Annotated in this window: 21 protein-coding genes and 2 tRNA genes; 12 read left to right on the plus strand and 11 right to left on the minus strand. The window is 55.9% G+C overall.

All coding sequences use genetic code 11. The features are described 5' to 3' along the window. Positions 1 to 27 precede the first annotated feature (27 nt). Together ACDO57_RS08135 and ACDO57_RS08140 are read right to left on the minus strand one after the other, a co-directional pair. Positions 28 to 1,194 carry an MFS transporter gene (locus ACDO57_RS08135; protein ID WP_061715418.1) on the minus strand — a complete coding sequence of 389 codons (1,167 nt, stop codon included), beginning with the start codon at positions 1,192 to 1,194 and terminating at the stop codon, positions 28 to 30. Between the two features lie 163 nt (positions 1,195 to 1,357). Continuing rightward, positions 1,358 to 1,447 (minus strand): YnhF family membrane protein, encoded by a 90-nt coding sequence (locus tag ACDO57_RS08140; protein ID WP_020688313.1) that lies wholly within the window; start codon positions 1,445 to 1,447, stop codon positions 1,358 to 1,360. A gap of 297 nt (positions 1,448 to 1,744) precedes the next feature. On the opposite strand from ACDO57_RS08140, the gene purR reads away from it, so the two are divergent. Then, a complete protein-coding gene (purR, locus tag ACDO57_RS08145; RefSeq protein ID WP_023335431.1) occupies positions 1,745 to 2,770 on the plus strand; it encodes an HTH-type transcriptional repressor PurR in 1,026 nt (341 codons plus the stop codon). 17 nt (positions 2,771 to 2,787) lie between these two features. Here the strand turns inward: purR and punR are convergent, their stop codons facing one another. Then, the gene (punR, locus tag ACDO57_RS08150) at positions 2,788 to 3,699 is read right to left on the minus strand and encodes a DNA-binding transcriptional activator PunR (RefSeq protein WP_024909370.1); all 912 of its coding nucleotides are present in this window, start codon (positions 3,697 to 3,699) and stop codon (positions 2,788 to 2,790) included. Between the two features lie 114 nt (positions 3,700 to 3,813). On the opposite strand from punR, the gene punC reads away from it, so the two are divergent. Beyond that, positions 3,814 to 5,013 (plus strand): purine nucleoside transporter PunC, encoded by a 1,200-nt coding sequence (punC, locus tag ACDO57_RS08155; protein WP_061715420.1) that lies wholly within the window; start codon positions 3,814 to 3,816, stop codon positions 5,011 to 5,013. Between the two features lie 298 nt (positions 5,014 to 5,311). Next, positions 5,312 to 6,460, plus strand: a complete 1,149-nt coding sequence (gene cfa / locus ACDO57_RS08160) for a cyclopropane fatty acyl phospholipid synthase (protein ID WP_061715421.1) — start codon at positions 5,312 to 5,314, stop codon at positions 6,458 to 6,460. 31 nt (positions 6,461 to 6,491) lie between these two features. On the opposite strand, the gene ACDO57_RS08165 is transcribed toward cfa, so the two are convergent. Beyond that, positions 6,492 to 7,133 carry a riboflavin synthase gene (locus ACDO57_RS08165; protein ID WP_008500602.1) on the minus strand — a complete coding sequence of 214 codons (642 nt, stop codon included), beginning with the start codon at positions 7,131 to 7,133 and terminating at the stop codon, positions 6,492 to 6,494. 225 nt (positions 7,134 to 7,358) lie between these two features. Between ACDO57_RS08165 and mdtK the strand changes: the two genes are divergently transcribed. From mdtK to ACDO57_RS08185, 4 genes are all read left to right on the plus strand, one after another. Then, positions 7,359 to 8,732: an MdtK family multidrug efflux MATE transporter gene (gene mdtK, locus ACDO57_RS08170; RefSeq protein WP_048030745.1), complete on the plus strand. Its 1,374-nt coding sequence runs from the start codon at positions 7,359 to 7,361 to the stop codon at positions 8,730 to 8,732. A 153-nt stretch (positions 8,733 to 8,885) separates the two neighbouring features. Further along, positions 8,886 to 8,962: transfer RNA gene (locus tag ACDO57_RS08175), tRNA-Val, on the plus strand. 4 nt (positions 8,963 to 8,966) lie between these two features. Continuing rightward, positions 8,967 to 9,043, plus strand: a tRNA-Val gene (locus tag ACDO57_RS08180). A gap of 118 nt (positions 9,044 to 9,161) precedes the next feature. Continuing rightward, positions 9,162 to 10,757: an FAD-NAD(P)-binding protein gene (locus tag ACDO57_RS08185; RefSeq protein WP_061715422.1), complete on the plus strand. Its 1,596-nt coding sequence runs from the start codon at positions 9,162 to 9,164 to the stop codon at positions 10,755 to 10,757. Positions 10,758 to 10,785: 28 nt separating this feature from the next. On the opposite strand, the gene ACDO57_RS08190 is transcribed toward ACDO57_RS08185, so the two are convergent. Next, entirely contained in the window at positions 10,786 to 11,421 is a 636-nt protein-coding gene (locus ACDO57_RS08190; RefSeq protein ID WP_024909376.1) for a carbonic anhydrase, read from the minus strand. A gap of 72 nt (positions 11,422 to 11,493) precedes the next feature. After that, positions 11,494 to 12,276: an MBL fold metallo-hydrolase gene (locus ACDO57_RS08195; protein ID WP_370883834.1), complete on the minus strand. Its 783-nt coding sequence runs from the start codon at positions 12,274 to 12,276 to the stop codon at positions 11,494 to 11,496. Positions 12,277 to 12,401: 125 nt separating this feature from the next. Here ACDO57_RS08195 and ACDO57_RS08200 point away from each other — a divergent pair, with 125 nt between their 5' ends. Further along, the gene (locus ACDO57_RS08200; protein WP_003857665.1) at positions 12,402 to 12,542 is read left to right on the plus strand and encodes a hypothetical protein; all 141 of its coding nucleotides are present in this window, start codon (positions 12,402 to 12,404) and stop codon (positions 12,540 to 12,542) included. Between the two features lie 92 nt (positions 12,543 to 12,634). Here ACDO57_RS08200 and ACDO57_RS08205 read toward each other — a convergent pair whose 3' ends face one another. Further along, positions 12,635 to 12,802, minus strand: a complete 168-nt coding sequence (locus ACDO57_RS08205) for a hypothetical protein (protein WP_014831607.1) — start codon at positions 12,800 to 12,802, stop codon at positions 12,635 to 12,637. A gap of 245 nt (positions 12,803 to 13,047) precedes the next feature. Between ACDO57_RS08205 and ACDO57_RS08210 the strand changes: the two genes are divergently transcribed. The 4 genes from ACDO57_RS08210 to ACDO57_RS08225 are packed head-to-tail and all read left to right on the plus strand — an operon-like array spanning position 13,048 to position 16,142. Continuing rightward, on the plus strand, positions 13,048 to 13,878 hold the full coding sequence (locus ACDO57_RS08210) for an ABC transporter substrate-binding protein (protein WP_196761059.1): 831 nt from the start codon (positions 13,048 to 13,050) through the stop codon (positions 13,876 to 13,878). A 2-nt stretch (positions 13,879 to 13,880) separates the two neighbouring features. After that, positions 13,881 to 14,696: an amino acid ABC transporter ATP-binding protein gene (locus ACDO57_RS08215; protein ID WP_061715424.1), complete on the plus strand. Its 816-nt coding sequence runs from the start codon at positions 13,881 to 13,883 to the stop codon at positions 14,694 to 14,696. Continuing rightward, on the plus strand, positions 14,696 to 15,472 hold the full coding sequence (locus tag ACDO57_RS08220; RefSeq protein ID WP_248164191.1) for an amino acid ABC transporter permease: 777 nt from the start codon (positions 14,696 to 14,698) through the stop codon (positions 15,470 to 15,472). The genes ACDO57_RS08215 and ACDO57_RS08220 overlap by 1 nt, the downstream gene beginning before the upstream one ends. Then, on the plus strand, positions 15,456 to 16,142 hold the full coding sequence (locus ACDO57_RS08225) for an amino acid ABC transporter permease (RefSeq protein WP_024909381.1): 687 nt from the start codon (positions 15,456 to 15,458) through the stop codon (positions 16,140 to 16,142). Before ACDO57_RS08220 ends, ACDO57_RS08225 begins: the two co-directional genes overlap by 17 nt. Here the strand turns inward: ACDO57_RS08225 and fumD are convergent. The 4 genes from fumD to ACDO57_RS08245 all read right to left on the minus strand — a co-directional run bounded on the left by fumD (position 16,123) and on the right by ACDO57_RS08245 (position 18,962). After that, on the minus strand, positions 16,123 to 16,332 hold the full coding sequence (gene fumD / locus ACDO57_RS08230; protein ID WP_008500615.1) for a fumarate hydratase FumD: 210 nt from the start codon (positions 16,330 to 16,332) through the stop codon (positions 16,123 to 16,125). The two genes, ACDO57_RS08225 and fumD, sit on opposite strands and share 20 nt — an antisense overlap. 110 nt (positions 16,333 to 16,442) lie before the next feature. Beyond that, positions 16,443 to 17,255 (minus strand): MetQ/NlpA family ABC transporter substrate-binding protein, encoded by an 813-nt coding sequence (locus tag ACDO57_RS08235; protein ID WP_008500616.1) that lies wholly within the window; start codon positions 17,253 to 17,255, stop codon positions 16,443 to 16,445. Between the two features lie 23 nt (positions 17,256 to 17,278). Continuing rightward, the gene (locus tag ACDO57_RS08240) at positions 17,279 to 17,947 is read right to left on the minus strand and encodes a methionine ABC transporter permease (RefSeq protein WP_024909382.1); all 669 of its coding nucleotides are present in this window, start codon (positions 17,945 to 17,947) and stop codon (positions 17,279 to 17,281) included. Further along, a complete protein-coding gene (locus ACDO57_RS08245; protein WP_148769568.1) occupies positions 17,940 to 18,962 on the minus strand; it encodes a methionine ABC transporter ATP-binding protein in 1,023 nt (340 codons plus the stop codon). Before ACDO57_RS08245 ends, ACDO57_RS08240 begins: the two co-directional genes overlap by 8 nt. Positions 18,963 to 19,212: the final 250 nt, after the last annotated feature.

A 19,212-nucleotide genomic window follows, 5' to 3' on the forward strand; every position in this document is an offset into this window, starting at 1 on the left:
AAGGGTTCGCCCTTCTGCGTTTTTGGTTTATTCCGCAGCGCAGGCTGCTTCAGGCTGTTTACGACCCGACATCATCACCAGCAGCAGGCCGAGCGCGGCAATAATCGCCCCCATCACCGGCACAAAGCTGTACCCCAGTCCCCCTGAAATCACGGCCCCACCGGCCGCCGCACCGAGCGCGTTGCCCAGGTTGAAGGCGCCGATGTTGACCGACGATGAGAGGCCCGGCGCTTCATGCGCAACACGCATCACGCGCATCTGCAGCGGCGGCACCACGGCAAAGGTGGCGGCTCCCCAGACGACCATCGCGATCGCGGCGCCAAACTCATTACGCGCCAGCCACGGAATGGCAATCATGATGACAATCAGCAGGGTTAAGAAGCCCTTCAGCGTGCCGCTTACGGAACGGTCGGCAAATTTCCCACCGAGATAGTTGCCGATCGAGAAGCCCACGCCTATCAGCACCAGCATCGCGGTCACAAAGAGAGGCGTTGCGTGGGTGATGTCATGCAATACCGGTGAAATATAGGTGTAGAGGGTAAACATCGCCCCTGCCCCCAGCACGGTGGTGAGCAGCGCGGAGAGCACCTGCGGGCGCACCAGCACCGACAGCTCTCTGCGCACGTCAGGACGTTCACCCGCGCTGCCTTTCGGCAGGGAGAAGAACAGCGCCACCATCGCGACCACGCCCAGCCCGGCCGTCGCCAGGAATGACATCCGCCAGCCGATCGCTTCCCCCAGCCAGGTTGCCGCAGGCACCCCGCCGATGTTGGCAATCGTTAGCCCCATAAACATGGTTGCTACGGCGCTGGCCTGCTTATGTTTTGGCACCACGCTGGCAGCCACGACCGATCCCAGCCCGAAGAACGCGCCGTGGTTAAGGCTGGTCAGAATACGCGACAGCATCAGCGTGGTGTAGTCCGGCGAAATGGCCGAAAGCACGTTGCCCAGGGTGAAAATCGCCATCAGGAAAATCAGCGCATTGCGGCGCGCGCGGTGCGAAAGGAGAAGCGTCATCAGCGGCGCCCCCACCATCACGCCGATAGCATAGGCGCTGATTAACATCCCTGCCGCAGGGATCGAGACGTCCACGCCGCGGGCGATGACGGGCAGTAACCCCATCGGGGAGAATTCAGTGGTGCCAATCCCAAAAGCGCCAATCGCCAGGGCCAGCAGGGGAAAATTGATTTTCATGCGTCAACTCCGGATGCCGTGTCATGTGGTGACACAGAACAAAGAAGCGGAAAGCATGACATCAATCACAAAAAATGAGAAGTTAACAAAATGGCAAAAGATTTTTGCCAGAGAAGTAACAATCGGGTCGATCGGGAGGGAGAAGGCTCTCCCTCCGCGTAAATCAGTGCAGCGCAGCCGTCAGACCGGCCGCGACAATCAGAGCCAGCACAATAACGGTGGTGAACAGCGAAAACTTCAGATCGGAACTCATCAATTTTTCTCCTTTTAATCCCCCCACGAAAAGTGAGCCTGCTCATTTTTGCATAATTTACGTCAAAAATCTTCCTGGATTTAGGCTGATAAACACTTTACCTCTTCCCCTTTTCATCAAGATAGGACAAAATTCCACGCTAAATTTATTAGCGTACCGGCCATTGACCCCCTCCTGACGTCCCGTGTCGTTTTCCCGGCGTGCCGCAATTCAAGATTGCGTGATAAGGGTGAGAGAAGGCAAACGTTTACCTTCAAGTTTTTCAGGAGTTTAGGATATGGTCTGGAGTGACATTTAATGGCAACAATTAAAGACGTAGCAAAACGCGCAAACGTTTCCACTACAACCGTATCACATGTAATTAACAAAACCCGCTTTGTGGCGGAAGAGACGCGCAACGCCGTCTGGGCAGCGATCAAAGAGCTGCACTATTCGCCAAGTGCGGTTGCGCGCAGCCTCAAGGTTAATCACACCAAGTCCATTGGATTGCTGGCCACCAGCAGTGAAGCGGCCTATTTTGCCGAGATCATTGAAGCGGTTGAGAAAAACTGCTTCCAGAAAGGTTATACCCTGATTCTGGGCAACGCGTGGAACAGCATTGAAAAACAGCGCGCCTATCTGTCGATGATGGCGCAAAAGCGCGTTGATGGCCTGCTGGTAATGTGTTCCGAGTACCCGGAATCCGTGCTGTCGATGCTCGAAGAGTATCGCCATATTCCTATGGTGGTCATGGACTGGGGTGAAGCGCGCGCGGATTTCACTGATTCCGTTATCGATAATGCCTTCGAAGGCGGCTATATGGCCGGTCGTTATCTGATCGAACGCGGTCACCGCGAGATTGGCGTGATCCCCGGTCCGCTGGAGCGCAACACCGGCGCGGGCCGTCTGGCCGGTTTTATGAAAGCGATGGAAGAAGCGCTGATCAACGTGCCGGAAAACTGGATTGTGCAGGGTGACTTTGAGCCGGAGTCGGGCTACCGCGCAATGCAGCAGATCGTCTCCCAGCCACACCGTCCGACCGCCGTTTTCTGCGGGGGTGACATCATGGCAATGGGCGCGCTCTGCGCTGCCGACGAGCTGGGTCTGCGTGTACCGCAGGATATTTCGGTGATCGGGTATGACAACGTGCGTAACGCGCGTTTCTTCACGCCAGCGTTAACCACCATTCACCAGCCGAAAGATTCGCTGGGCGAAACGGCCTTCAATATGCTGATGGACAGGATCGTCAACAAACGTGAAGAGTCGCAGTCCATTGAAGTTCACCCGCGTCTTATCGAACGCCGTTCCGTTGCGGACGGTCCGTTCCGCGATTACCGTCGTTAATCGCTTTACGGGGCCAGCTACGCTGGCTCCCGTAACCATTCCCGGTTTAGCGTTTCGCTGTCTCCCAGATAATCCAGCAGCCAGGCCATCGCAGGCGAGACATCACTTTGCTGCCAGGTCAGGCAGCAGGCCGCATCCGGGAACGGATTCTCCAGCGTCAGCTCAACCCACTCTCCGGTATCGATGCGCGGACGCGCGAAATGAACGGGCACCATCGCGACGCACAGTCCGGCGCTGAGGCACGTCGCCGACGATTCCCAGTCAGGGGCCACCACCCGCCGCTGGTTGTCCAGAAGCCAGGTGATACGCTTGGGCAATGAACGGGAGGTATCCTCCAGCACCAGCGACGGCCAGTTGCGCAGCGTATCATCGCTGAGCGGCCCCTCCATCGCCGCCAGCGGATGATCGCTTGCCACCACGCACTTCCAGCTCAGCATCCCCATATCGCGAAAGGCGTAACGTCCCCCGACCGGGATCGCCTGCGTGGCCCCGATTGCCATCTCTGCCCTGCCGTCCGCCAGCGCATCCCAGACGCCGTTGAACACCTCCTGCGAGACCCGCAGCTCGACATCTGAAAAATGACGATAGAAATCGACGATCATCTGCCGGGTACGTTCCGGCTTAACGATGTTATCCACCGCGATGGAAAGATGCCCCCGCCAGCCGTTAGCGATCTGCTGACACTGTTCGCGGGTGATCTGCATTTTTTTGATAACAGAACGCCCTTCCTTCAAAAACCACGCCCCTGCGGGCGTTAATTCCACATCACGATGGCGCCGCTCAAACAGCGGAACCGCCAGCCACTCCTCCAGCTGACGCACCGTGTAGCTGATGGCCGAAGGGACGCGGTGCAGCTCCTGCGCTGCACCGCTAAAGCTGCCGTTACGCGCGACAGCATCGACCACTTCAAGAGAATAATCTGACCACATTTTCTGCCTGCAAAAAATTTGAATGCACCCGCCAAATATTAGCGTTTCACAAGCGGCTTTGCACTCCCTACACTCTGCGCCAACGTACACCTGCCTCCTCAGGAGAATAAGAGAATGCAACCCAGGAAAGGATTTTTAGTCTGGCTCGGCGGCTTAAGCGTGCTGGGCTTTTTGGCCACCGACATGTACCTGCCCGCGTTTGCCGCGATGCAGGAAGACCTGCAAACCCCTGCGGCGGCCATCAGCGCCAGCCTGAGCCTGTTCCTTGCCGGTTTTGCTTTCGCGCAGCTGCTGTGGGGACCGCTCTCGGATCGCTTTGGTCGTAAACCGGTACTGCTGCTGGGTCTGGCCATTTTTGCCGTGGGCTGCCTGGGGATGCTGTGGGTGCGCGATGCCACCTGGCTGCTGGTGCTGCGCTTTATTCAGGCCGTGGGCGTCTGTGCTGCGGCGGTGACCTGGCAGGCGCTGGTGACCGACTACTATCCGGCTAACCGCACAAACCGTATTTTCGCCACCATTATGCCGCTGGTGGGTCTTTCCCCTGCCCTGGCTCCGCTGCTGGGCAGCTGGATCCTCGCGCACTTTGACTGGCAGGCCATTTTTGCCACGCTGTTTGCCATCACGCTGGTACTGATGCTGCCGGCGTTTGCCCTCAAGCCCGCGCATAAAAAAGAGGCGCATGCGGATGCGAAGCCGATTACCTTCACCTCCCTGCTGAGCGCCAAAGCGTATCGCGGCAATGTCCTGATTTACGCCGCCTGTTCGGCCAGCTTCTTCGCGTGGCTTACCGGCTCGCCGTTCATTCTGCACGATATGGGCTACAGCCCGGCGGCCATCGGTTTGAGCTATGTTCCGCAGACTATCGCCTTCCTGGTGGGCGGGTACGGCTGTCGCGCGGCGCTGCAAAAATGGGAAGGTCAGCAGATGCTGCCATGGCTGCTGGTGCTGTATGCGCTGAGCGTCATCGGTACCTGGGCCGTCGGGTTTATTCCGGGCGCGGGCCTGGCTGAAATTTTGATCCCCTTCTGCGTGATGGCCGTCGCGAACGGGGCGATTTACCCGATTGTTGTAGCCCAAGCGTTGCGTCCGTTCCCGCAGGCGACAGGCCGCGCCGCCGCGCTGCAAAATACCCTGCAGCTGGGTCTGTGCTTCCTGGCAAGTCTGGTGGTCTCGGCGCTGATTGCGACGCCACTGTTAACCACCACCAGCGTGATGCTGGTCACCGTTGCGCTGGCGGTGATGGGCTATCGCATGCAGGCCTCCGCGCAGCGTGAGCAGGATAGCGGCGCTCAGGTGGAAACCTCGCATGCCTGATTGCGCCAGAAATCATGTTACATTTCAGTGATTAGGTTGCTAACAATTTTCTATTGAATCACCAAATTTTGAGGCCTATACTAAATTTGGTTCGATTAAATACGATAAATATTAAGTGTTAACGGGAGCCGGAGTGCTCCCGTTTTACCATGGAAGGCATTTCGGCAAGGGTTATCTCCCTTCCTCTGTTCTACGTCGGATATTAGCCTCGCGGTATTTACCGTGAGATTTCTCACAAACCAAAAAAAGCGTCTACGCTGTTTGAAGGTTCTGATCACATCAGGGTGATGGAGAAGCTATGAGTTCATCGTGTATAGAAGAAGTCAGCGTTCCGGACGACAACTGGTCCCGGATCGTCAGTGAACTGTTAGGTCGAGCAGGCATCACTATCAATGGATCATCGCCATCCGATCCTCAGGTTAAACATCCCGACTTTTTTAAACGCGTATTGCGGGAGGGATCGTTAGGCCTGGGAGAAAGTTATATGGACGGCTGGTGGGAGTGCGAACGTCTGGATACCTTTTTTGCCAGCGTGCTGCGTGCCGGTCTGGAAAACCAACTCCCGCGCAATCTGAAAGACACCCTGCGCGTCGCCTCTGCCCGACTGTTCAATCTGCAAAGTAAAAAACGCGCGTGGATCGTCGGCAAAGAGCATTACGATCTCGGCAATGACCTGTTCAGCCGTATGCTGGACCCGTTCATGCAGTACTCCTGCGCCTACTGGAAAGACGCGTCGACGCTTGAGGAAGCGCAGCAGGCAAAGCTGCGTCTGATTAGCGAGAAGCTGCAGCTACAGCCCGGCATGCGCGTGCTGGATATCGGCTGCGGCTGGGGTGGGCTGGCGTATTTTATGGCGAAGCACTATGGCGTCAGCGTAGTGGGCGTCACGATTTCAGCGGAACAGCAAAAAATGGCGCGAGAGCGCTGTCAGGGTCTTGATGTGGATATCCGGCTGCAGGACTACCGTGACCTGAACGAGCAGTTCGACCGGATCGTTTCCGTCGGCATGTTCGAGCACGTGGGGCCAAAAAACTACGATACCTACTTTGAGGTGGTGGATCGTAATCTGAAACCGGACGGGCTCTTCCTGCTGCACACCATCGGCTCTAAGCGGACCGACAATAACGTTGACCCGTGGATCAATAAATACATCTTTCCGAATGGCTGTTTACCGTCCGTTCGCCAGATCGCCAACGCCAGTGAATCCCATTTCGTGATGGAAGACTGGCATAACTTTGGTGCGGACTACGACACCACCTTAATGGCGTGGCATGAACGTTTCCAGAAAGCCTGGCCCGAGATTGCGGACAACTATTCAGAACGATTCAAACGGATGTTTAGCTATTATCTGAATGCCTGCGCGGGGGCGTTTCGCGCACGGGATATTCAGCTCTGGCAGGTGGTATTCAGCCGGGGGATTGAACACGGACTGCGTGTCGCACGCTAAAAAAATAACCCCGGATAGCCGGGGTTATTTTTTATTCTTCTTCTGCGGTCTTTATTATTGCGGCTTCTTTAGCTGCCAGCACGCGTTCAACCGTATCCACCACCGCCTGGGTTTGCGGATCGATTTCGATATTCACGCGATGCCCCAGTTTTTTGGCGCCCAGCGTAGTGCGCTGCAGCGTTTCAGGAATTAAATGCACGCAAAAACGCGTTGGCGTCACTTCTCCCACGGTCAGGCTAATCCCATCGATGCCAATAAATCCTTTATAGAGGATGTATTTCATTAATGACGGGTCCTGCATTTTAAACCAGATTTGACGGTTATTTTCCGAGGTCACGATTTTCGCCACTTCGGCAGTGGTCATGATGTGCCCCGACATCAAATGGCCGCCAATCTCATCGCTGAACTTCGCCGCGCGCTCAACGTTGACGGTATCGCCTACCACCAGCTCGCCCAGGTTAGTGATCCGCAGCGTCTCTTTCATTAAATCAAAGCTAATCTGGTTGCCGTTAATTTCGGTCACGGTCAGGCAGCAGCCGTTATGGGCAATCGAGGCGCCGGTTTCGATACCCTCAAGCATATATTCCGGCAGCTCAACAACATGAGTACGGAAATTAGGTTTTTCATCAATGGACACCACTTTGGCAGTGCCCTGCACAATACCAGTAAACATGCTTACAACTCCTGTTTTTTCCGAACGGTGATGACACCGTTTAATCCCTCCACAATAACAGTTGGAAAAACAGGTTGCCAGCGGAGCGCATTTTCTGGCGATTTTTTCACTAGATAAATAGCTAAAGCCCGCTACAATAGCTGGCACCCCCCTGCATTTTCTTCTTGCTGCCCGTTTCGGCGGCTTTTTTAGTCTCTCAAATAACTACAAAATAAAGGTGTTCACGTGCAGAAGTACATGAATGAAGCGCGCCAGTTATTGGCACTGGCTATACCAGTGATCGTCGCGCAAGTGGCCCAGACCGCAATGGGATTTGTGGATACGGTAATGGCAGGTGGCTACAGCGCCACCGACATGGCAGCCGTGGCTATCGGCACGTCAATCTGGCTTCCGGCCATCCTGTTCGGTCACGGTCTGCTGCTCGCGCTCACGCCTGTTATCGCTCAGCTCAATGGCTCAGGCCGTCGCGAGCGCATCGCCCATCAGGTTCGCCAGGGTTTCTGGCTGGCAGGGTTTGTCTCCGTGCTGATCATGGTGGTGCTCTGGAACGCGGGCCATATCATTCGCGCTATGCATAATATTGACCCGGCGCTGGCGGACAAAGCCGTGGGCTATCTGCGCGCGCTGCTCTGGGGCGCGCCGGGCTACCTCTTTTTCCAGGTGGCGCGTAACCAGTGTGAAGGCCTGGCGAAAACCAAGCCCGGCATGGTGATGGGTTTTATCGGGCTGCTGGTCAACATCCCGGTTAACTATGTCTTTATTTACGGTCATTTCGGGATGCCGGAGCTGGGCGGCGTCGGCTGCGGCGTGGCGACGGCAGCCGTTTACTGGGTCATGTTCTTCTCGATGCTTACCTTCGTGAAGCGCGCCCGCTCAATGCGCGATATTCGTAACGAGAACAGATTCAGCACGCCGGACTGGAGCATCATGACGCGTCTGGTGCAGTTAGGGTTGCCGATTGCCCTTGCGCTGTTCTTTGAGGTGACCCTGTTTGCCGTGGTTGCCCTGCTGGTCTCCCCGCTGGGCATTGTGAACGTGGCCGGGCACCAGATTGCGCTGAACTTCAGCTCCCTGATGTTCGTCCTGCCAATGTCGCTGGCCGCGGCAGTGACGATTCGCGTGGGCTTCCGCCTGGGACAAGGTTCGACGCTAGATGCGCAAACCGCCGCGCGGACCGGACTGGGCGTCGGCGTCTGCATGGCCATTTGCACAGCGCTTTTCACCGTGGCGCTTCGCGAGCAGATTGCCCTGCTCTATAACGACAATCCGGAAGTCGTTACGCTGGCATCGCACCTGATGCTGCTGGCTGCGATTTACCAGATTTCGGACTCCATCCAGGTGATTGGCAGCGGCGTGCTGCGCGGTTATAAAGACACGCGCTCCATTTTCTTTATCACTTTCATCGCCTACTGGGTGCTGGGTCTGCCGTGTGGTTATATTCTGGCCCTGACCGACCTTGTGGTTGACCGCATGGGACCAGCGGGGTTCTGGATGGGCTTTATCATCGGCCTGACGTCGGCGGCGATTATGATGATGATGCGCATGCGCTTCCTGCAGCGCCAGCCATCAACGATCATTTTGCAACGCGCTGCCCGTTAAATACGCAGTAGCCGCCACCCGGCGGCTACTTTCTCTTCACTTTGCGCGGTAATACAGCAATCGCGTGAAATCAGAGAGAAAATTGCATTTTCCCTCTTGCCACCTCGGTGCTGTGCCGCTAATATTCGTCCCCGTTGTCACCGACAACACGTTGCGTTCATAGCTCAGTTGGTTAGAGCACCACCTTGACATGGTGGGGGTCGTTGGTTCGAGTCCAATTGAACGCACCATTCTGCGTCCGTAGCTCAGTTGGTTAGAGCACCACCTTGACATGGTGGGGGTCGGTGGTTCGAGTCCACTCGGACGCACCATTTCAGTCCTGAAATGGTGCAAATTCTCCTCTGATAGCCTGAATTTTCCTAATCCTTCATTTTCATTACTGTTCTCCTGCTACGCTTTTCTCATGGAAAAAAGAGAGGACAACCGTCGATGAAGAAAATCGCCATTATCGGTTCCGGCCCAACAGGGATTTATACCTTTTACGCCCTTCTTAAAAACCCGCAGCCGCTTTCGGTCTCCGTCTTTGAACAAAGTGATGAAGCGGGCGTGGGTATGCCCTATAACGACGACGATAACTCTCGTCTGATGCTGGCAAATATCGCAAGTATTGAAATCCCGCCCATTTTTATGACCTACCTCGACTGGCTCAAGGGCCAGAGCGAAGCCCATCTGGCACGCTTTAAGGTTGATAAAGCCCGCCTGCATGACCGACAGTTCCTGCCCCGGCTCCTGCTGGGTGAGTATTTCCGCGACAGCTTTCGGTCCATCGTAAAAGAGGCGAAAAAACGGGGATTTCAGGTTGATGTCCATAAATCCGCCCAGGTCACCGATATCGTGCCCTCGAAAGAAGGCGTTACGCTTTCCGTCAACGGCAGCGCCTTTCCTGAACGCTTCGACCTCGCGGTTATCGCCACCGGCCACGTCTGGCCAGAGGAGGATGAAGCCACGCGCACGTTCTTCCCCAGCCCGTGGTCCGGTCTGATGGACGCCAGTATTCCTCCCTGTCGCGTCGGTATTATGGGGACATCGTTAAGCGGTCTCGACGCGGCCATGGCGGTCGTAATGCAGCACGGTGCGTTTCGCGATGATAAATTTGTGCTGAATAAAGGCTGCGAGGCGCTGAAGATTGTCCTGATGTCCCGGACAGGCATTCTGCCGGAAGCCGATTTTTACTGCCCTATTCCTTACGAGCCGCTGTCGGTATTGACCGAACGCGTGGTGGAAAGCGAGGTTGCCAAAGGACCGGATGGCCTGCTCGATCGTATCTTTGTCCTGATGGTCAAAGAGCTTCAGCTCGCTGACCCTGCGTGGAGCGAGAAAATGTCTCTGCATACGCTGAATGCGGACACCCTTCGTGAGGCATGGTTTGAGGATCGTAAACGGCACGGTCCCTTTACCTGGGCGGAAGATAACCTGAAAGAAGTTGAGAAAAATAAACGCGAACGCCGTACCGTGGCCTGGCGCTATACCGTGCTTCGGCTGCATGAAGTGGTTCAGGAGATCGTTCCCCATCTCACCGATCGAGACGTTGAACGCTTCAAACAGGGGCTGGCTCGGGTATTTATCGACAACTATGCCGCCATCCCTCCGCAGTCTATCCGCAGGCTGCTCGCGCTTCGCGAAGCCGGCATCATCAGCGTGGCCGCGCTCGGTGACGACTACACGCTGGATGTTGGCAGAGATCAAACGGTGATAACCACAAAAGAGACCGTTTACCGCTTCGACGTTTTTATTGATGCGCGCGGGCAAAAGCCGCTCAAAACGAAAGATCTGCCCTTCCCGACGCTGCGAAAACAGCTGGAAGCGACCGGCGATGAGATACCCGATATCGGCGAGGATTACACCTTAAAAGCGCCTGACACCGTTCGCGGGCGCATCACCTTCGGTGCGATACCTTGGCTGATGCACGATCGTCCCTTCGTTCAGGGGCTGGCGGAGTGTGCAGAGATTGCAGAGGCGATGGCGCAAGCGGCGGAAAAACCCGCGTCGGGGGTGCGGCGGAGATTGCCCTATTTTGAAAACTGACAGGGCATCCGTGCCCTGCTGTCGCGGATTACTCGAAGAAGACTTCCGGGTTTTCCGACAGCGAAACGAAGGTTTTCGTCTCTTTATTCAGGGCGAGGATTTCGCCGCTTTCAATGTCGTACACCCAGCCGTGCAGTCGGATGGAGTTATTACGCAGGCCCACCGCGACGGAAGGATGGGTCTTAATGTTGCTCAGTTGCGCAAACACGTTCTCCTGCACCATCGCATTGACCTTATCGATCGGCTTATCCCAGGTTTTTTTCTCCACCACGGCTTTCGCCGCGTCGGAATAGCGCAGCCAGTGTGACACGGCAGGCATCGGCTCCAGGTTCGCGTTATCGGCAATCGCCTTCATCGCGCCGCAGTTGGAGTGACCACAAATCACGATATCCGTGACGCCCAGCGCCACAACGGCGTATTCGATGGTAGCGGACACACCGCCAGGCTCGGGTCCGAACGGCGGCACGATGTTGCCAGCATTACGAATGACAAAGAGTTGTCCTGGCTCTTGCTGGGTGACAAGTTCCGGGACCAGACGGCTGTCGGAGCATGAGATGAACAGCGCTTTGGGATTCTGGCTGGACGCTAAACTGCGGAAGAGTTCTTTACGTTGCGGGAAAATCTCTTTTTGAAAGCTGAGAAAACCTTCAATGATATGTTGCATAGCAATGTCTCTTTTATCTGTTTTAGTTTAGGTATGATCGAGATCACACTCGTAAAGTTTACCCATCGTGGTTTACTTCAGACAAGCAATATATTTCTGGCCCGAGCGCTGCACAATTTCGTCCGCGTTAGCGAGGATGTTCTGCCCTTCGAACGCGCCGTACAGACGTTCAAACGTTCTGCCTTCCAGATGATTCACGACCGACGCCACGGTGCGGGCCGGCAGCGGAAGATAGTTCGGGTAGCTCCACATAAACGAGACGGCGTCTTTACCCGGCGTGACCTGCAGAATATCGCCCGCCAGCAGTACCCCGTCCCCCTCCTGCCAGTGCAGCACCGTTCCCCCGGCAAAATGCCCCCCCAGACGCAGCAAGGTGACTGACGGGAAAATCTCCAGCGCATCCCCCTCCCAGAAATGAATGGCCGGGCTGTCGCGCATCACCCACTCGCTGTCGCTGGCGTGCAGGTACACCGGCGCATCAAACGCCGCAGCCCACTCCTGCATCGTGGTGTAATAGTGCGGATGTGAAATCGCAATCGCGCTGATGCCGCCTAGGGCGGTAATGAGCGTTTTGGTTGCGGGTTCGAGGTTGGCGATACAGTCCCAGAGAATATTGCCGTGGGGCGTTTGCAGCAGCAGCGCCCGCTGATTGATCGCAAACGCCGGGACCGTTTTGATCCCAAACAATCGCGGCTCCAGCTGCTGCCATTTGTTGCTATGCGTGGCGGTGACGGTATCGAGATCGGTCCACGCCTGCCCCGTGATGGGTACATACTGGCGTTCATCCTCGCAGATCGGGCATTTCTCAGGCTGTGTATCGTAAGCCGTTCCGCAGGTTTTACAGAGTGTAATCATGTGCTCTCCTCAGCGATAAAGCACTGAGTATGGCAGGGATTATCCTTATGTGCTGCGAGGTACATTGCTGGCTTTTTTTGCCCTATACTGTGCCAGTATCGAAAACTGAACAGAGCAGGTGCAACATGGAAATTGATCTCGATAATTTAGTCTTTAACGGTCTGGATGAAGCAGAAGAGCGTAATGCGGAACGTCTGGACGACGCGGATAAAAAAGCGCAGGCGATTGTCGCCGACGACGACTGCGGCGACGCCTGCAAGATCTAATAAAAAAGCACCGGGAAACCGGTGCTTTTTTATTTCACTCGTTAAACGTCACGCACACCTCGTTCCAGTACGTTTCGCGCGTGCGGCGCAGTTCAGCGTGACGTTTTATCATGGAACCACTCCGGGTCAATGTTGGCAACGTCCACGCCATACAGGCTGGCGACAGGCAGTATTGACTCAAGAACACGTTGCGCGCTGTTCTCCGCATTCACTGGTCGGGTCGCAAAAAACCGCCGTAACGTGCTGATCCACTTTTTCATCGTCTTACCCTCTCTCGCCGTGTCTGACCTCAGTTAAGCACTCAAATGACGCGCGGGTGAAATACCAAAATCCACTGTCCATGTGCAGGATTTGCAAATAGCCTCCCGTTCTTTTCACGCTTCATTAACACCTTGTTCACTAATGCTTTTTTGCTCAAAGCAAAGAACGATTTCTTATTTGGCGATAGCTTTCGCTTATGGGAGCGTAGCGGGGTAAAACAAAAACAACGGGATGGCGTATGACTATGGCAGCAAATATGAAAGGGTTTACCAAACGGACACTGGTTCTGGGATTACTGGCGGCGGGGAGCCTGCTTTCAGCGCAGGCACAGGCCGATCAGCTGGCGGATATTAAGGCCGCAGGGGTGGTGAAAGTGGCCACGTTTGACGCCAACCCGCCGTTTGGCTCGATTGATGCCAAAACGCACGAGATCGTGGGTTACGACGTGGACTTCGCCAAAGCGCTGGCAAAATCGCTCGGCGTGAAGCTTGAACTGGTTGCCACCAATCCGGCCAACCGTATTCCGCTGCTGCAGTCCGGGAAAGCAGACCTGATCGTGGCAGATATCACCATCACCCCGGAACGCGCGCAGGTGATTGATTTCTCGACGCCTTACTTCGTCACCGGCCAGCAGTTCCTCGTTCCGGTGAAATCACCGGACAAGCTCGATGACTATAGCCGGGCGCGCATTGGCGCGGTCAAAGGCACGACGGGCGAGCAGGCGCTGCACCAGCGTTTCCCGCAGTCCCGCGTCCTCTCTTATGACGACATTCCCCTGGCGTTGACCGCGCTGCGCAATGGCAACGTCCAGGCCATTACCCAGGACAGCACCATTCTGGCCGGTCTGCTGGCGCAGGCGCCGGATAAAGCGAACTTCAAAATCTTGCCCGATCTGCTCAGTAAAGAAGAGATTGGCGTTGGGGTGAAGAAAGGTGAAACGGCGCTGCTGAAGGCCGTTAACGACGAGCTGGTTAATCTCGAGAAGAACGGTCAGGCAGCAAAAATCTACGACGTCTGGTTTGGTCCAGGCACCCCTGCCCCACAGCCTCGCGGCTTTAAAATAGAAGCCAGATAATTATGCTCTCAGGTTTATTTTCACACTCCGCGGCCGGTGCCGCGGATTTTTCACATCTGGAACAGGCCAGCGTCGAGTTTCGTCATGTGGACAAACGCTACGGTGACCATCAGGTTTTAAACGACATTAATCTCACCATCACCCCCGGTGAAGTGGTCGCCATCCTCGGCCCGTCGGGTTCCGGTAAATCCACCCTGATTCGTCTCATCAACCAGCTTGAAACCCTGAGCGGCGGGGAGATTCTGATCGATAACAAGCCTACCGGAAAGCTCTCCGGTACCGGGCTGCGTCAGCTGCGTAGCCGCGTGGGGTTTGTGTTCCAGCAGTTCAATCTTTACGCCCATCTCACCGCCAGCCAGAACATCACCCTGGCACTGGAGCACGTTCACGGCTGGAAGCCACAGCCTGCCCAGGCGCGCGCGCTGGCCCTGCTGGAGAAGGTCGGAATGCTGGAAAAAGCCCACCATTTCCCGGCAGAGCTTTCCGGCGGGCAGCAGCAGCGCGTCGCGATTGCCCGTGCCCTGGCCTCTTCACCGCAAATCATCCTGTTCGATGAGCCCACCTCGGCGCTGGATCCGGAGATGATTGGTGAAGTGCTGTTTGTGATGAAAGCCCTCGCCCACAGCGGGATCACGATGATTGTCGTAACCCATGAGATGCAGTTCGCCCGGGAGATTGCCGACAGAGTCGTCTTTATCGACGGGGGGCAAATTCTGGAAATTGCGCCGCCGGCGCAATTTTTCAGTCGGCCCTCGCATCCGCGCGCGCAGCGGTTCCTGCAAAAGGTGCTCAACCCGCTGCATCAGGAGCATCTGTAATGCCCGCGCTCGACTGGCAGGGGGTACTGACCGGACAGCCTCTGCAGTGGATACTCTCCGGATTCCTCACCACCCTGTGGGTAACGCTTGCCGGGATGATGCTGGCAAGCCTGCTCGCATTGCTCTTTATGCTTCTGCGCCTTTCCGGCGGACGCCTCGGGAACGCGGTCGTTAGCAGCTGGGTGTCGCTGTTTCGCAATACGCCGCTGCTGGTGCAGCTGCTGTTCTGGTATTTTGCCGCCTGGAACGGTCTACCGCAGGCGTTCCGCGACGCGGTGAACGCGGATCACAGCTGGTCAATTCTGCCCGGCGACATCTGGTGGTTTACGCCCGAATTTTTATGTTCTGCCTGGGGGTTGGGTGTCTTTACCTCGGCGTTTTTAATTGAAGAGGTGGAGTCGGGCTTACGTTCCGTACCTGCCGGACAGCGGGAGGCGGCGCTCGCTCAGGGATTCTCCGCGTGGCGCCTGTTTCGCTACATCCTGCTGCCGCAGGGGCTGGCCAACGCCTGGCAGCCGGTCGTTGGCCAGTACCTTAATCTGATGAAGCTCTCCTCGCTCGCCAGCGGGATTGGCTTCGCCGAGCTGACCTATCAGGTCAGGCAGATTGAGAGCTATAACGCGCACGCGCTGGAAGCATTTACCTTCGGAACCGCACTCTATCTGCTGACCGGCCTGGTCATGGGGATGGTGCTGGTTCGCATTGGACCTGAAGCGAAACGTAAACGCCCAAACGTCGCCACCTCAGGGAGTGAAAAACATGATTGCCGGACTTAATGTCATCACCGATAACCTCGATTATCTGCTGTGGGGACGCGCGGCAACGGGTGAACCGGGGGGCGTATTGCTCTCGTTGATGATGGCGATTGGGGCCGCCGTCATTGCTCTGCCCGGTGGGATAGTGCTCGCGTGTCTGGCCTGGCGCTTTACCGGGCTCGTGCGCAAGACCCTCTTTTTGTGGGCAGAGCTGATTCGCGGTATCCCGCTCATCTTCGTAATTTTCTGGATGTGGTATCTCCTGCCGCTCATTACCGGGGGCGATCTGCCGGGGGCGCTGACCGTCACGCTGGCGCTGGCCTGGTTTACGGCGGCTACCGTAATGCACTCGGTACTGGCCGGACTTAATGCGCTACCGTCCGGGCAGTACGAAGCCGCACTGTCACAGGGATTCAGCACGCAGCAAACCCTGTGGCGCGTGCTGCTGCCGCAGGCGCTGAGGAACATTCTGCCGTCGCTGGTGGGGATTTTTATCAGCCTGCTGAAGGATACGTCGCTGGCGTTTATCGTGAACGTACCGGAACTGACCACGGTGGCGGGACAGGTCAACAACCGGGTGCAAATCTACCCGGCGGCCATTTTTATCTTTACGGGCGTGGTCTACTACCTGCTCTGCTGCTCGCTCGAGCAGCTTGCAAAGCGCTGGCGCTTTACCCGGCCAGCGCTTTAACTACCGTTTCCATCGCTTCGGTTGTCAATTCACTGCGTTTCACGCGCTGGTTCGCCAGCGCGGTACGCAGGACTCCGGCAATGACAATATGCTTTGGCTCCTGCCCTAAATCACGCATCTCAAGCACCACCTTCCCGACCACCCGGCACATCTCCTGGTACAGCGCTTCATCTTTGGTCACGTTACCCATCGTCATCACTCCATTGCCTGTTAAACGTTGAGCTTAAATGATTCTCCAGCCGGATACAAAAAAGAAGCCCGGCGAGAGACTCGCCGGGCTTCATCTGTAAAATCAGTAAATTAGTTGTTTACTGGAATGACCGCGCCTTTGTACTTGGTGCGGATCCAGTCCTGAATCTCTTTTGAGTGCAGCACGTTCACCAGCGCGACGATGTCTTTCTTCTTCTCGTCACCGCGATGCACGGTGATGATGTTGGCATACGGGTTGTTTTCACCGCTCTCAACCGCAATCGGGTCGTGAACCGGATCCAGACCCGCGTCAATCGCATAGTTGGCGTTAATCACCACCGCGTCGCCTTCGTTGTTGTTGTACATCTGCGGCAGCAGAGACGCTTCAACGTTAGGCGTGAACTTCAGCTTTTTCGGGTTCTCGACGATATCGCTGATGCGTGCGGTCACTTTATCGATGCCCGGCTTCAGCTTGATCACGCCCTCTTTTTCGAAGATAGAGAGAATACGCCCCTCTTCAGAAACCGCGTCACGCATGATGATTTTGCCGCCTTCCGGCAGGTCTTTCAGCGACTTGTATTTTTTGGAGTAGATGCCGATTGGCTCAATGTGGATCGCGCCCGCACTGACAAAATCGTAGTCTTTATCGCCCGCATGATCTTTCAGCACGCTGTTCAGGTAAGGAATGTGCTGGAAATAGTTCGCGTCGATGTCATGACCCGCCAGCGCGGTGTTCGGCAGAATGTAGTCCTGGAACGGTTTAATCTCCAGGTCGATCCCCTGCTTCGCCAGAATCGGCTTTGCCTGCTCCAGAATTTCGGCGTGCGGCGTGTTGGATGCGCCCACGGTCAGGGTGTCAGCCCAGGAAGCGAAGCTCAGGGCGCTCAGGGTTGCGGCGGCGATCAGTGTCAGTGTCTTTTTCATGATGTGGTTCCTGTGTGTATTTATTAGCGTTTATCTAACAGTGAAGTAATGACATCGCCGCAGAACTGGATAATGAAAACGATGATTAAAATGGTCACCGTTGCCACCAGCGTGACGTCACCATGGTTGCGCTGGAATCCTTCCAGATAAGCCAGATTTCCCAACCCACCGGCGCCAATCACCCCCGCCATTGCGCTGTAGCTCACCAGCGCAATGAGCGTCACCGTAATACCTGATACCAGTGCAGGTGATGATTCCGGCAGTAAAACCCGAAACACTAACGTGCTCAGTCGTGCGCCCATCGAGCGCGTTGCTTCTATAACGCCTTTATCCACTTCACGCAGGGCGATCTCCACCAGGCGTGCGTAGAACGGTGCGGCACCCACAATCAGCGCCGGCAGCGCCGCGTTGGCACCAAGGATGGTGCCGACGACGGTCTTGGTGAACGGGATCAGCAGGACAATCAGAATGATGAACGGAATCGAGCGGAACACGTTCACCACAATCGAAATGACGCTGTAGACCGTGCGGTTGTGGAACAGCCCGCCGCGTGCGGTTAAAAACAGCGCCAGACCCAGCACGATACCCAGTACAAAAGTCGCCACGCCGGACAGCGCGGTCATGTACAGCGTCTCCAGCGTCGCCGCCCAGAGCTGGTCCCACTTGAGATGCGGAAAGAGATCCTCAGCCATGTTTAATCACCTCGCCTTCAATATCGCTGTGCTTCAGGTCGGCGAGGATATTGTTCAGTTGTTCATCGGATGCCACTACATGTACCCAGAGCTGGCCAAACACGCCGTGGGCGGTTTGCGTCATTTTCCCGTGCAGGATGTTAAACGGCAGGCCATAGCGCAGGGTCAGTTCACCCACGATCGGCTTATGCGTGCTGTGCCCGGTGAAGGTCAGTCTGATGACCGTGCCTTCCAGATCGTTTGCCAGTTCGGTATTGAACGTTTCTTCTTCAGCGTACTGGCTCACCTGACGGACAAACTGCTGCGTAATCGGCTGCTGCGGATGGGTAAAGACGCTCAGCACGTCGCCCTCTTCCACGACTTTACCGTTCTCCATCACCGCCACGCGGTCGCAGATTTTGCGCACCACGTGCATCTCGTGCGTGATCAGCACGATGGTCAATTTGAACCGGCGGTTAATATCCAGCAGCAGATCGAGGATCTGATCGGTGGTCTGCGGGTCAAGCGCGGACGTGGCTTCATCGCAGAGCAGCACGTCAGGGTTGTTAGCCAGCGCACGGGCGATGCCGACGCGCTGTTTCTGGCCGCCACTGAGCTGAGACGGGTAGGCATGCTCGCGACCTTTCAGGCCGACCAGCTCCACCAGCTCGGCGACGCGGGCGGTGATTTTTGCTTTTGGCACGCCGGCAATCTGCATCGAGAAAGCAATGTTTTCATTTACCGTGCGCGACCACAGCAGGTTGAAGTGCTGAAACACCATGCTGATTTTCAGGCGCGCCTGACGCAGCGCTTCACCTTTTGCCGCCGAAATGTCCTGTCCATTAATGGTGACGCTACCGGCGCTGGGTTTTTCCAGGCCGTTGAGCAGACGAATCAGCGTGCTTTTACCTGCCCCGCTGTAACCGATAATCCCGTATATCTGTCCCTGTGCTATCGTCAAATTGACGTTATCAACGGCTGTGAGTGCCACCTTTCCGTTGTCAAAAACCTTCGAAATATTGCTCAGTACAATCATTCTTATTCGTTATCCGTGCCGCTCATGGCGGTTTAGCAGTATGGATGTCCAAACGATAGTAAACAGGCGTTATCAGCTTTTAAATGAACAAAAAAGAATTTGTTATAACTTTCGGAAATAAACAGCGGATTTACCGGGTGGGATGCATTTAGACCAATTTCAGCAATGATTATCTGCCGGATGCATATCTGCTGGCGAATGCCCGCGAAAAATGGTCATTTTTTCAGCATTTCATGCCAATATAGCCATC

Source organism: Enterobacter cloacae complex sp. 2015409 (assembly GCF_041365315.1).
Taxonomy (GTDB): Bacteria; Pseudomonadota; Gammaproteobacteria; order Enterobacterales; family Enterobacteriaceae; genus Enterobacter; species Enterobacter pseudoroggenkampii.

Excerpts from the sequence above, each read along its gene's own strand:
- purR (WP_023335431.1), top strand. The coding sequence starts at position 1,745 with ATGGCAACAATTAAAGACGTAGCAAAACGCGCAAACGTTTCCACTACA.
- ACDO57_RS08205 (WP_014831607.1), bottom strand. The coding sequence starts at position 12,802 with ATGAAAAAGTGGATCAGCACGTTACGGCGGTTTTTTGCGACCCGACCA.
- ACDO57_RS08190 (WP_024909376.1), bottom strand. The coding sequence starts at position 11,421 with ATGCAACATATCATTGAAGGTTTTCTCAGCTTTCAAAAAGAGATTTTC.
- punR (WP_024909370.1), bottom strand. The coding sequence starts at position 3,699 with ATGTGGTCAGATTATTCTCTTGAAGTGGTCGATGCTGTCGCGCGTAAC.
- ACDO57_RS08140 (WP_020688313.1), bottom strand. The coding sequence starts at position 1,447 with ATGAGTTCCGATCTGAAGTTTTCGCTGTTCACCACCGTTATTGTGCTG.
- punC (WP_061715420.1), top strand. The coding sequence starts at position 3,814 with ATGCAACCCAGGAAAGGATTTTTAGTCTGGCTCGGCGGCTTAAGCGTG.
- ACDO57_RS08240 (WP_024909382.1), bottom strand. The coding sequence starts at position 17,947 with ATGGCTGAGGATCTCTTTCCGCATCTCAAGTGGGACCAGCTCTGGGCG.
- ACDO57_RS08185 (WP_061715422.1), top strand. The coding sequence starts at position 9,162 with ATGAAGAAAATCGCCATTATCGGTTCCGGCCCAACAGGGATTTATACC.
- ACDO57_RS08215 (WP_061715424.1), top strand. The coding sequence starts at position 13,881 with ATGCTCTCAGGTTTATTTTCACACTCCGCGGCCGGTGCCGCGGATTTT.
- ACDO57_RS08165 (WP_008500602.1), bottom strand. The coding sequence starts at position 7,133 with ATGTTTACTGGTATTGTGCAGGGCACTGCCAAAGTGGTGTCCATTGAT.
- ACDO57_RS08235 (WP_008500616.1), bottom strand. The coding sequence starts at position 17,255 with ATGAAAAAGACACTGACACTGATCGCCGCCGCAACCCTGAGCGCCCTG.
- ACDO57_RS08210 (WP_196761059.1), top strand. The coding sequence starts at position 13,048 with ATGGCAGCAAATATGAAAGGGTTTACCAAACGGACACTGGTTCTGGGA.
- ACDO57_RS08245 (WP_148769568.1), bottom strand. The coding sequence starts at position 18,962 with ATGATTGTACTGAGCAATATTTCGAAGGTTTTTGACAACGGAAAGGTG.
- ACDO57_RS08195 (WP_370883834.1), bottom strand. The coding sequence starts at position 12,276 with ATGATTACACTCTGTAAAACCTGCGGAACGGCTTACGATACACAGCCT.
- ACDO57_RS08220 (WP_248164191.1), top strand. The coding sequence starts at position 14,696 with ATGCCCGCGCTCGACTGGCAGGGGGTACTGACCGGACAGCCTCTGCAG.
- fumD (WP_008500615.1), bottom strand. The coding sequence starts at position 16,332 with ATGGGTAACGTGACCAAAGATGAAGCGCTGTACCAGGAGATGTGCCGG.
- ACDO57_RS08225 (WP_024909381.1), top strand. The coding sequence starts at position 15,456 with ATGATTGCCGGACTTAATGTCATCACCGATAACCTCGATTATCTGCTG.
- ACDO57_RS08135 (WP_061715418.1), bottom strand. The coding sequence starts at position 1,194 with ATGAAAATCAATTTTCCCCTGCTGGCCCTGGCGATTGGCGCTTTTGGG.
- ACDO57_RS08200 (WP_003857665.1), top strand. The coding sequence starts at position 12,402 with ATGGAAATTGATCTCGATAATTTAGTCTTTAACGGTCTGGATGAAGCA.
- cfa (WP_061715421.1), top strand. The coding sequence starts at position 5,312 with ATGAGTTCATCGTGTATAGAAGAAGTCAGCGTTCCGGACGACAACTGG.